The following is a 12,100-nucleotide window of genomic DNA, read 5'->3' on the forward strand; positions in this document are numbered from 1 at the left end:
AGCACAAATAACAAAGCGGTGACAACCTTTTCTGCTACACCTAATTCACCGCTATAAAAAGTGTCAATGACGAAATAATAAAACCTGTCTCAAGGTAGATGTTATGAAAGTGCGATCGCTCCTTTCCTACTGCATCCTTTTTTTTGTTACCTTCAGCCTAGCCGTAGGTTGCGTTAATCCAGCAGTTTACATCAAAACCACTAACGAAGTTGACTCTACTGCGTCTTCAACTAATGTTAATGCCGTCCGTTTAGGATTTAGTGCTTGGCCCGGTTGGTTTCCTTGGCAAATTAGCCAAGAACAAGGCATTTTTAAAGCAAATAATGTTCCTGTAGACCTCAAATGGTTTGATGGATATTTGGAGTCTATCAGCACTTTAACAGCCGGACAAATAGAAGCTAATAGTCAAACTTTAGGAGATACAGTTAACTCAGTTTCCGGTGGTGCAGATCAAGTAATTGTGTTGGTAAATGATAACTCTACTGGCAATGATAAAGTTATTGTCCGAGAAGGTATTAATTCCGTCGCTGATTTAAAAGGAAAAAAGGTTGCCGCAGAAGAAGGAACAGTCGATCATTTTCTGTTACTTTTAGGATTAAAAAAAGCAGGGTTATCACCAAAAGATATTCAATTTGTCCCCTTAGAAACAGGTAAAGCAGCAGCAGCATTTGTCGCTGGACAAGTCGATGCAACGGCAGTATTTGCGCCTTTTACCACACAAGCATTAAAGCGGACTGGTAGTAAAGAATTATTCAGTTCTAAAGACTTTCCAGGAGCAATTTCTGACCATTTAGTAGTTTCCCGCAAGTTTTTGCAAGAAAAACCGGAACAAATCCAAGCATTAGTTAATTCTTGGTTTACCACCTTGGATTATATGCAAAAAAATCCCGAACAAGCTTATGAAATTATGGCAAAAAGAGCAGGTGTTCCGGTATCTGAATATAAAGAATACGCTGGTGGCACTCGCATCTTTACTATTGAAGAAAACCTAAAATCTTTTCAACCAGGAAATGATTTGAATTCTTTACAGTTTGCCGCCCAAGAAATGAGTAAATTTCTGATAGAAGTAGGATTAGCAAAAAGCCAACCTGACACTAGTAAATTATTTGACGATCGCTTTGTCAAATCCTACGCCGAACAAGTCAAAAAATCATAAAATATGGAACTTTAACCATGAATGAAAGCCCTGGCTCAATTAGAGACTATATCCGTCCAAAAAAACTCCAACCAACAGTTTTTTGGCGCATTGCTGAAGACATTCCCAGACCTCTCAATACAGCCTTAGTTATTACTTCAATTGGTGCGCCTTTGTTACTGTGGTGGTTAGTAACTACCTTCGGAAACATTGACCCCAAATTTTTGCCTTCACCTGCCAAAGTAATGGAAGCATTTGGCAGATTATGGAGTACACGCGAACTGCTGAAAGATACAGTAGCAAGTCTGTGGCGCGTCGGTGTCGGGTTTATTTTAGCAGCAGCATTTTCTATTCCAATTGGTGTATTAATGGGCAGTTTTGCCAGTATTCGCGCATTATTAGAACCCTTATTTGGACTAATGCGCTATATGCCTGCACCTGCCTTCATCCCCCTACTAATTTTATATTTGGGAATCGGAGAAGAACCGAAAATTACCCTTATTTTCATCGGTGTTTTCTTCTTTAACTCCTTGATGGTGATGGATACTGTAAAGTTTGTATCAAAAGATTTGATTGAAGCGACTTATATTTTAGGAGGCGATCGCAAACAAGCCCTATTACAAGTAATTTTTCCCCACGTCTTACCGGGAATCATTGACGCTTGTCGCATCAACTTAGCAGCAGCTTGGCAATTAGTAATTGTTTCCGAACTAATTGCCGCCACAGAAGGTTTAGGTCGTCGCATTAGTGTAGCAGGTAGATTTCTTAGAACCGATGAAATCTTTGTCGGACTAATAGTAATAGGAGTAATTGGATTATCTTTCGACCTATTTTTCCAATATCTTTTACGAGTTTCCTGTAAATGGACAACTCAGAAACGCTGAGAGAAGCAGAGGGGAGTAAATAAAAGCTTTTGTTCCCAGCAAATCTGCAAGTTAAATATAGAAATACTAAATTAATTGGAAATACTTCTTCTTCTTTCCTTCGCGTTCTTTGCGTCCTTTGCGGTTCAAAAAAAAGCAAAATTAGTGAGGCTAAAACTATGTATTTGCAAATTACCAACCTGAACAAAGATTTTCAAACCAAAAACGGTACTTTAGTCGTCCTTAAAGACATTAATATGACGATTAAAGAAGGAGAATTTATCTGTGCTGTTGGGGCATCTGGGTCAGGTAAATCTACCTTATTACGACAAATTGCTGGACTTGATAAACCTACTTCTGGAGAACTCAGAATCGATGGCGAACTGATTACTGGGCCTGGGCCCGATCGCGGAATGGTATTCCAGCACTATACACTTTATCCTTGGATGAATGTACAAGAAAACACTGAATTTGGATTGAAGCTTCAAGGCGTACCAAAAAAGGTGAGAAGAGAGCAAGCAAGCTACTATTTAAGTGTAGTGGGATTGGCTAATTTTGCTAAGTCATTGCCTAAAGAATTATCGGGGGGGATGAAACAACGTGCTGCGATCGCACGCGCCCTAGCTTCCGAACCAAAAGTATTATTAATGGACGAACCTTTCGGCGCATTAGATATTCATACCAAAGAGTCAATGCACGAATTTATGTTAGACCTTTGGAAAAGAACAAAAATCACCATTTTTATGATTACTCATGATGTCGAAGAAGCCGTATTTCTCTCCAATCGAATTTACGCTTTAGGGGCACGTCCTGGTACAGTCAGAAAAGAAATTACCATCAAATTACCCGATCGCACTCACAGTGTTAAACGCCACAGCATTTTCCATGACTACCGAGACGAACTAATGGAATTATTACGTAAACATGGACAAGAAGCTGTAGCAGTCGCCGCCTAAAAAGAAAAGCTCAAGGTAGAGGGAAAAGGTTAAAGGTTAAAAAGTTAAAGCATCTATACAAACCTTTCCCTCGTTTCTTTTTTGACATGAATTAATTTCCTAAAATTGCACCTTAGAGTGATGCAAATTCTCCTGTGTTACTGACAAAATATAAACAGCGAACGCAGCAGAAGAGGTTTATCGATGTTTATACCACCTGGTTTTGGAGAGCGATCGGTCAATACCTTTTTAGGAGACATGGTTTACTACACTGCCGTTGACCAACCTTGGGATAACAATGGCACCAAAGAAAGCGAGAAGACACTAATTTTTTTACACGCTTTTGGCGGCGGTTCTTCCGCTTATGAATGGTCTAAAGTTTACCCTGCATTTGCTTCTGAATATCGAATATTAGCACCTGATTTAATTGGTTGGGGACGTTCCAATCATCCAGCCAAAAATTACCAAATAGACGAATATATTAAGATTATTCAGGAGTTTATTGAAAAAACTTGCGATCGCCCAGTAACAGTTATTGCTTCTGGATTAACTGCTGCTTTTACAATTCGGGCAGCAATTAATCGGCCTGAACTATTCAAGTCATTAATTTTAGTTACTCCCGCAGGATTAGCAGAATTCGGAACAGATTACAGTCAAAGTGTTTCTGCTAAAGTAGTTAAAATTCCGCTGTTAAATCAAGTACTTTATAGTGCTGGAGTCGCTTCAGGTTTAGGGGTTCGTAGCTACTTAGAACAACGCCAATTTGCTCATCCCGAACGAGTTTACCCAGAAATTGTTGACGCTTATTTAGAATCTGCTCAACAACCAAATGCAGAATACGCCGCCCTCTCATTTGTCAGCGGTGATTTATCTTTTGATTTAGCAGAATATATTAATCTACTCACTGTTCCTACAGCAATTATTTGGGGAAGAGAATCTGAATTTACTGGGCCAGAAATCGGTCGTCGTTTAGCACAAATGAACCCGCAAGCAATTCGCTTCTTTTATCATTTAGATGATGTCGGTTTTACCCCGCAATTAGAACTTCCCTCTGTGACTATTGGGCTAATTCGGAAATTTTTACCTTTGCTAGATACAGAACAAGCTAATACCGTTTACACAAATGATTGATACAAATGAGGTAGGGGCGGGTTTAGCCAGAAGTTCCCCATACCCAACAATAAATATTGAAGTCAAAACCCGCCCCTCCCAAGCATTCGTAGCAAACATTTAGGTAATCGATATAAGTAATAGCTAACATTGAAATGGCAAAGTCCCCGTAGACCCAGGTTGAAACCTGTGCAAACAAGGGGGTTGTCCAAACAGTTAATCCGTAAAATATTCAACTATACTTGATGTCAATTAGTGAAATTTAGTTCCACTGACATCATGCTGCAACGAATTGCTTTCATTATCACCATTGTCACATTAACAGTTTTAGGTTTACTATCTTTATTAGTCTACTTTGCTTGGGATTGGCCTTTAGAACTAATAGCTCATTTCCGAGTTCAGTATTTAATCTTAGCAGTAATATTCGCTATCTTTTTAATTATTCTACGGTTAATCGGTAAATTAAAAAATAAAGCCTTAATTATTGTTGCTTTATTAATTGTCGGGTTAAACGCAGTTGATGTAATTCCCTGGTATTTACCTCATTCACAACAGGTAACTGGTACTCCAGGTAAACCAATGAGGGTTTTATTTTTTAATTTGAATATTCAAAACAATCAAGACAACCAGATAGTTAATGTAATCCAAAGTAATCGCCCTGATTTAGCTTTATTAGCAGAAGTTGACGAAAGCACATTTAAAATATTAAACATTAATTTAAAAGACACTTTACCTTATACTTTTAAAAGTCCGGGTGGAGGTTTAGCTGTCTTCAGTCGCTTTCCCTTTACAGATATTAAAGCCGATCGCTTAAATGGTCAAGGAAATCATAATATCATTGCTAGTCTGGAAGTCAACAAACAACAAATTAAATTTATTGGCATTCATCCCTTAGTACCTATAACTTACGATAATTTTCTCCGCCGTAATAGTCAGTTAGCCGCAGTCAGTGATTACATTCAAAAGCAAAATCAGCCATTAATCTTAGTAGGAGATTTGAATACCACACCTTGGTCGCCTTACTATCGGCAGTTAATTAACAAAACTAAGTTATATAATACCCAGCTAGGGTTTGGTCTTTTACCCACTTGGCCTAGATCGTCAACTCATGTCCGTTTACCTTCTTGGCTAATTCCTTTAGTGAATATTCCCCTCGATCACTGTTTAGTTAGTCAGCAGTTTGGGGTACGGCAAATTTATACAGGCAGAAATGCTAATTCCGATCACGCATCGCTGATAATTGATTTAGTGTTACAAACAAATTAATCAGCTGGTCTGGGATTTTGTTAAATAATGGAGGAAACTGACATGAGTCAAACAATAGCCATAATGTAGAGACGTTATATATAACGTCTCGAAAAGGTTTTGGGTCAAGAATACTAAGGCTGATTAGTCGGACATGATATCAATATCTTCTGTACCTTAAGTTTTAATGCTTGAGATTGATGTCACTTTATTAATTATTAGTTATCTTGATTATTGTGAATCAATTGGGGTCAGCTTAAATAAAGACCCTAACTATAAAATCTACTTTTTTATCGACTTATCGACAAAGCCAACTCAGCTTTTTGGAGTTGGCTTTAGCGATTTTGCAGGTGAACAAATTTTCCGACCATGACTTCCCGGAACTTGCCGGAGTTGTAGCCAAAACTGCTGCTTTTGCAGACATTCAAATATTTCAATATGGTTTAACAGATGCGAACAGCTTTGAGGGGATAAATCATGATGGGAAAGGTCTAGTTTTGCTGTTATTTTAGTAACCTAGTTACTCGCACGTCGTATTCAATACCCTGTGGATGATCTGTTCTGGCTTGTACCTTTGCCATGCTGTCGGCTGTTTGTCTAGATTGTGCATCAATCTCGTAGCGTGTTGTTTCCCTGCGACAGTCATTGTTTGTTGGTTCAAGATATTCTTTGATATCAACCAACACCTCATAAGTATGATACATTTTGGGTGCCTCCTCGTTTTACTTGTAAACGATCGAGATTTATAAAAATAAGTATAGGAACACTAGCGGAGTCCATCCTTAAATGAATACAATTCTTAGCAACTCTTTATGTTTTACTCAATAAACTAATTTTTCTAAATTTTTAAGTTTAAGAAGACTTGTTAAAAAATGTTAAGCCTGACTGTGCAATAAGGCAGAAAAAAAGTTTTTCAGTTTTTTTCAACTGATTATTTATTTCTGCTGCCATAGTGCGATGCTGTAATTCATCTGCATAAAGGTAGATTATTTTGAGTGTTTAATTTTATTTTTAGATAATTTATTCTGTTTTTCTATAAATATAGAATTTTTCTTATACTAAAGCAGTAAATTTACGTATTTATTTTATATATTGCAGTTTGTTTAAGAGTGAATATTGTTATTGAGAAAGTTGCACAATAAATATTGTGATAATTAATATGTAGCAGTGGAAAGACATTAAAGTTAGAATAGTAAACTTTTGAGTGTAATTATTTTATATTAAGTTAAAATACCTTTTAATAAAGTGGAATATGTTCGCGATCGACGACCCAGTTATTTGCTATCAGTTAGCGGGATATGAACGACTGCAAACACCGATTTGGATTTATGATATCCAAAATCTTAAAATGAGGTGGGCGAATCGCGCCGCTTTACTCCTCTGGAATGCCGCAAGTTTAGAAGAATTACTCAGTCGTGATTTTAGTCAAGTTTCTACTGCAACGCATACCCGCTTGCAAACTTACTTAGAGCTTTTTGAGCAGGGTAAAACAGTAGTTGAACAGTGGACATTTTACCCAAAAGAAAATACCCTATCTGTTCGTTGTACCTGTTCTGGTATTCACCTGGAAAACGGACGTTTAGCAATGTTAGTGGAAGCAGAAAAAATAGAAATTCGCCAAACAAAAGATCCGATAACTGGTTCAAATATGCTGTTGGTGAATGAAAATGATATCACCTCATTGAAGCAAACAGAAGAGAAATTACGCTGGAAAGAAACTTTATTGCGCTCGATGACTAATACTTCCCCTTTAGGGTTTTATGTAGTAGATAATTGTACCGATGAAATTCTTTATTTTAATCATAAACTTTGCCAAATTTGGGGAATTGAGCATTTAGAATCCCAAATGGATCGCGGTCAAATAAAAAATCTGGATGTGATTGCCGAGTGTGTAAAACAATTAGTAGATGTCGCGGGATTTACTAAAGTCTGTAAACCGTTACAAAATCAAGAAAACAGGGCTATTGTAGAAGATGAAATTCCTTTTAAGGATGGCAGAATTATTCGGCGGTTTTCGGCACAGATTCGCGATCCAGACGATCGCTATTTCGGCAGACTCTACATATTCGAAGATATCACTGAACGCAAACGAATTGAAGAACAACTACAATTAGCAGATTTTTCTCTAGAACACTCCTCTTTGGCTACAGTCTGGATCGATCGCAATGCCAAAATTATTCGCGCTAATAAAAAAGCCTGTGAACAACAGGGTGTTTCCCGTGAAGAGTTGTTATCAAAATACGTTTGGGATAACGATCCTAACTTTCCGAAAGCAGCATGGACTGAACATTGGGAAGAACTGAAACGACAAAAAACTTTGTCTTTTACCTCAGAACATCGCCGTAAGGATGGCACAATTATTCCGGTAGAAATTACCTTGAATTATTTAGAATTTAATGGCAAAGAATATAACTTCTCTTGTTGTCGTGATATTAGCGAACAGCAAGCTGCGCTATGCGAACGCAAAAAAGCCGAAGCAACTTTACAACGAAGAGAACAAGAATTTCGCGCTTTAGTAGAAAACGCTCCTGATATTATCATGCGAATCGATCGGGAATTTCGCTATCTTTACATCAATCCTACAGTAGAAAAACATTTAGGAATTCCTGCCAGAGAATTTATCGGTAAAAACATGGCAGAATTTGGTGCAGATGAATCATTAGTGCAACTTTGGCAAACAACTATTCAACAAGTATTTGAAACTGCTCAAGAACAAGAAATAGAATTTCAATCTCCATCAATTCAAGGAATACTTTATTATGCTACCCGTATAGTGCCAGAATTTGCTAGTGATGGTTCTGTGCAGTCAGTATTAGCGATCGCGCGGAATATTACCGATCGAGTAGAAGCTGAAAAAGCCTTGCGACAGAACGAAGAAAGAATGCAAGCACTATTAAAAGCCATACCCGATACAATGTTTCGTCACCGAGTAGATGGCACTTATTTAGATATACAAGCAAATGAAAATACCTTACTCGTACCAGCGGAAGTTCTCATTGGCAAAAAATTAACAGACTTAAATATGCCTGAACACATCTCAAAAGGATTGCTCGAAAATTTTCAAGCCGCAGTCACCACCGGAAAACTACAAACATTTGAGCATGACTTAAAAAAACCTGATGGAATGTACACTTATGAAGCTCGAATTATCAAAAGCGGTGCTGATGAAGTAGTTTGTATTGTTCGAGACATTACAGAACGCAAACTAGTCCAAAAAGCCTTGCAGGAAAGTGAAGAACGCTATCGTTCTGTGGTGACAGCAATGGCAGAAGGCATTGTTTTGCAAGATGCAAACGGTGTTATTCATACCTGTAACAGCAGTGCGGAAAGAATACTCGGTTTAAACTGCGAACAAATGATGGGAAAAACTTCCGTCGATCCTCTTTGGCAAGCAATCAAAGAAGACGGATCGCCTTTTCCAGGGGAAGAACACCCAGCAATGGTGACGCTAAGAACTGGTGAACCTTGCGTTAATGTAGTCATGGGAGTGCATAAACCCGATGGTAGTTTAACCTGGATTTCTATTAACTCTCAACCTTTATATAAATCTGGTGATTCTCTACCTTACGCAGTTGTCACTTCATTTTTTGATATTACAGAACGTAAACATGGAGAAGAAGCTTTACAAAAAGCACTTGCAGCAGCACAAGCAGCATCGATTTCTAAAAGTCGTTTTCTCTCCCAGATGAGTCACGAACTGCGGACACCGCTGAATGCAATTCTCGGTTTTAGTCAGGTAATGGCAAGAAGCAAATCTCTTTCTGCTGAACAACAAGAACAGCTAAAAATTATTAATCGCAGTGGCGAACATTTATTAAATTTGATCGACGACATTTTATCAATGTCTAAAATTGAAGCAGGTCAAATTACACTAAATGAAAATCGCTTCGATCTCTATCAATTACTCAACGATATAGAGCAAATGTTACGATTCAAAGCTGCTGGGAAAGGCTTACAATTAATTTTTGAACGATCGGCAAATCTTCCCCAATATATTGAAAGTGATGAAAGCAAGTTGCGGCAAATTTTAATTAACCTGTTAGGCAATGCCGTTAAGTTTACCAATGAAGGTACTATTTATTTAAGGGCGAAGTTGGGAAATAGTCAGCAAGCTCAATCTTTAATTAACTTTGAAGTAGAAGACACTGGTGCGGGAATCGCACCTGAAGAAATCCCCACTATGTTCGATCCTTTTGTGCAAACGGAAACAGGTCGTAAATCTATGCAAGGAACTGGATTAGGTTTACCGATTAGCCGACAATTTGTGCGCTTAATGGGGGGAGATATTGCAGTTAAAAGTCAATTGGGTAGAGGCACAATTTTTACTTTTGATATTAAAGTTAAACAAGTAGATAGGATTCAAGTAAAAAGTACATTGACTCTTAAGCGAGTGATTGGATTACAACCTAATCAACCTACTTATCGAATTTTAATCGTTGAAGATATCGAAGAAAATCGGCTGTTGCTAGTTAAATTATTGAAACCCTTGGGATTTGAAATACAGGAAGCGGTTAATGGACAAGAGGCGATCGCTTTATGGTCAACTTGGCAACCTCACCTAATTTGGATGGATATGCTCATGCCAATAATGGATGGTTATGAAGCTACTAAACAAATTAAAGCCTTGCAACAACAAAGATTGACAAATGAAAATGTTCCCAAAACAGTGATTATTGCCCTAACAGCTAGTGCTTTTGAAGAAGAAAAAGCGAGTATATTTTCATCTGGTTGTGATGACTTAGTGCGGAAACCTTTTCAAGAGTCAGAGTTGTTTGAAAAAATGGCTCAACATTTAGGAGTGCGCTATATTTATGCAGATGAAACTCAACAAACTTCATTACCCTCAGCAATTCCCAAGAAGTTGCACGCAGAAGATTTAAAAGTAATGCCGATCGACTGGATAGCCGAACTAAATCAAGCCGCACTCTGCATTAATGATGATATCATTTTGGAATTAGTTAAGCAAATTCCTGAAACTGAAGCTGCTTTGGCTGATACCCTGACAGATTTAGTCAAAAACTTTCGCTTGGATTTAATCTTAGAGTTAACCGAAGCAATTATTCCTTCCGACAGCTGAGAAACCACCCTTTCGGGTGATTGGCATTAACTATAAGTTGTTGAATAATGATATCAAGGTTAAAGATTTATCTGCTTCTATTTCCAAATTCTATATGTAACTAAGAGCCTATCTCTATCAGTGGAAATAGGCTTTATTATTTGGTTTTGTAAGCTGTTTCGCATTGAAAATATAGGACTTACGTAGGGTTTGCCTAAAACCTAGATCCGAACTAGCCCCCCTTAATAAGGGGGGAACCTTCTAAGCCCCCTTATTAAGGGGGTTGGGGGATCTGGGTGTGTAAGTCCTAAAATAGATGATTGGGAAACAGAAAAAAATTATTTACTCAATTCTCCAACCATAGATCTTACTCTCTTGTCTAGACTGATTATCGATCGTTGTTACAAAAAGGTTTTGCCCTTTAGCATTCCTAAATTGAAACAAACAAAGCCCTAATCCTGTTCCAGAACAATCAACAATTTCTGTATAGCCTTTTTTGATTAAATAATCGATCGTACTGTCTGGAACTCGATTATTTACTTGTTCGGAATTAACTACAGGTCGCCAGCCTCGCTGAATTAACATAGTTCTGGCTTGAGCATAATTCATATTTCGCCGCAATCTAGGCAATGATTGGGCAAAAGATGACATTTGAACTGAACAAATTATAGTTAGAAGTACGCCGGAAAAGAATAGTTTATTCATATCTGATCTTTTACTTGGTTATTTTAGAGAGGGATTTTGGCAATTATATTAAGTTCTTGTCGCCAAATAGCCGTAACAATTGATTGGTTTAAATCAGCATCAGCTTGATACAAATGCTCACTTCTGTGAATTCTCCCTATGAGCTTTAACTGATATTAGTTTCTGATATAAAGCTGGATCGTCCTCTTGTAAAGGTTGAGGCATGACATCAAATTTCGCCTCTTCTTCTAAAATGTAATTATCAATTTCAGCACGATTGGCAAGGTAAAAAGCGATCGCTCCGTAAACTTGTTCTAATGTTAGTAATGGAAAAGACTGAACAATTGTTTCCGCAGAGAGTCCGTTACGAAAAGCATACACGATTGAATCTAAAGAGATTCGCTCTCCTACAATCCAATAACCTCCACTCCGATACTCTACATAGACTTTAGCTTCTACAACTGGCATAGCTTAATTTTGTTAGCTCTAGATGGATTATAGGCGATCGCCTTTTTTATTGGTGAATACATGAAAGTGCGATCGCAGTATCTTTCAAGGTGCGTTACACTCATCGCTAACGCACCCTACCTATAGTTTAGGAAAAGTACAGCGTGCTACTATGTTCAATTATGATTATTTACAAGCTTCTTCTTTAATTATCAAACAAACTGATTCGATCAATTTTTGGCTAATTGGGGCAGGAGGTACTGGTTCTTGGCTATCGTACCATGTTGCACGACTGGCACGGAGTTTGGGCAAGTTGGGGAAAAAGGTGCAGTTGGCGATCGCAGATCCCGATATAGTTGAAGAAGCTAACATCAGCAGGCAGGCTTTCTGCGATAAGGAAAGATGATTGCGAGTTAACAGAATCAATCCACGCGATAGCGCAATTGCCGCGATTCTTGCATCCATCTTTGCCAGTTGAATCCGCTGTGTTTTTAATTGCTCAAATGTTGTAGCAGCACCCGCATCAAATGGTAGGATGGGTAACACTTTAAAGTCATTAACGTTTGGTAATGCACTCAATCCTTGATGCCTTTTGGTTAACTGACGTGAGGCAATACACAAGACT

At 38.0% G+C, this 12,100-nt stretch carries 11 protein-coding genes; 7 read left to right on the forward strand and 4 right to left on the reverse strand.

What is annotated here, in order from left to right; all coding sequences use genetic code 11:
* Positions 1-103 precede the first annotated feature (103 nt).
* The 6 genes from IQ264_RS08610 to IQ264_RS08635 all read left to right on the forward strand — a co-directional run bounded on the left by IQ264_RS08610 (position 104) and on the right by IQ264_RS08635 (position 5,800).
* Positions 104-1,156, forward strand: coding sequence for an ABC transporter substrate-binding protein (locus tag IQ264_RS08610; RefSeq protein WP_193980341.1), 1,053 nt, complete (start codon positions 104-106; stop codon positions 1,154-1,156).
* Positions 1,157-1,173: 17 nt separating this feature from the next.
* On the forward strand, positions 1,174-2,019 hold the full coding sequence (locus tag IQ264_RS08615; protein ID WP_193980342.1) for an ABC transporter permease: 846 nt from the start codon (positions 1,174-1,176) through the stop codon (positions 2,017-2,019).
* Positions 2,020-2,177: 158 nt separating this feature from the next.
* Complete coding sequence (locus tag IQ264_RS08620) at positions 2,178-2,954, forward strand: ABC transporter ATP-binding protein (RefSeq protein WP_193980343.1); 777 nt, start codon at positions 2,178-2,180, stop codon at positions 2,952-2,954.
* Positions 2,955-3,137: 183 nt separating this feature from the next.
* Positions 3,138-4,064 carry an alpha/beta fold hydrolase gene (locus tag IQ264_RS08625; protein ID WP_193980344.1) on the forward strand — a complete coding sequence of 309 codons (927 nt, stop codon included), beginning with the start codon at positions 3,138-3,140 and terminating at the stop codon, positions 4,062-4,064.
* A 234-nt stretch (positions 4,065-4,298) separates the two neighbouring features.
* A complete protein-coding gene (locus IQ264_RS08630) occupies positions 4,299-5,309 on the forward strand; it encodes an endonuclease/exonuclease/phosphatase family protein (protein ID WP_322744634.1) in 1,011 nt (336 codons plus the stop codon).
* A 329-nt stretch (positions 5,310-5,638) separates the two neighbouring features.
* Positions 5,639-5,800, forward strand: a complete 162-nt coding sequence (locus IQ264_RS08635; protein ID WP_193980345.1) for a hypothetical protein — start codon at positions 5,639-5,641, stop codon at positions 5,798-5,800.
* Here the strand turns inward: IQ264_RS08635 and IQ264_RS08640 are convergent.
* Positions 5,792-5,992, reverse strand: coding sequence for a hypothetical protein (locus IQ264_RS08640; RefSeq protein ID WP_193980346.1), 201 nt, complete (start codon positions 5,990-5,992; stop codon positions 5,792-5,794). The two genes, IQ264_RS08635 and IQ264_RS08640, sit on opposite strands and share 9 nt — an antisense overlap.
* A gap of 548 nt (positions 5,993-6,540) precedes the next feature.
* On the opposite strand from IQ264_RS08640, the gene IQ264_RS08645 reads away from it, so the two are divergent.
* Positions 6,541-10,365, forward strand: a complete 3,825-nt coding sequence (locus IQ264_RS08645) for a PAS domain S-box protein (protein WP_193980347.1) — start codon at positions 6,541-6,543, stop codon at positions 10,363-10,365.
* A gap of 321 nt (positions 10,366-10,686) precedes the next feature.
* On the opposite strand, the gene IQ264_RS08650 is transcribed toward IQ264_RS08645, so the two are convergent.
* The 3 genes from IQ264_RS08650 to IQ264_RS32855 all read right to left on the reverse strand — a co-directional run bounded on the left by IQ264_RS08650 (position 10,687) and on the right by IQ264_RS32855 (position 12,096).
* Positions 10,687-11,049 (reverse strand): hypothetical protein, encoded by a 363-nt coding sequence (locus tag IQ264_RS08650; protein WP_193980348.1) that lies wholly within the window; start codon positions 11,047-11,049, stop codon positions 10,687-10,689.
* A 117-nt stretch (positions 11,050-11,166) separates the two neighbouring features.
* Positions 11,167-11,496, reverse strand: a complete 330-nt coding sequence (locus IQ264_RS08655) for a DUF433 domain-containing protein (protein WP_193980349.1) — start codon at positions 11,494-11,496, stop codon at positions 11,167-11,169.
* 165 nt (positions 11,497-11,661) lie between these two features.
* Entirely contained in the window at positions 11,662-12,096 is a 435-nt protein-coding gene (locus IQ264_RS32855; RefSeq protein WP_228061383.1) for a type II toxin-antitoxin system VapC family toxin, read from the reverse strand.
* Positions 12,097-12,100 lie beyond the last annotated feature (4 nt).

The organism is [Phormidium] sp. LEGE 05292 (assembly GCF_015207735.1).
GTDB lineage: Bacteria > Cyanobacteriota > Cyanobacteriia > Cyanobacteriales > Aerosakkonemataceae > Floridanema.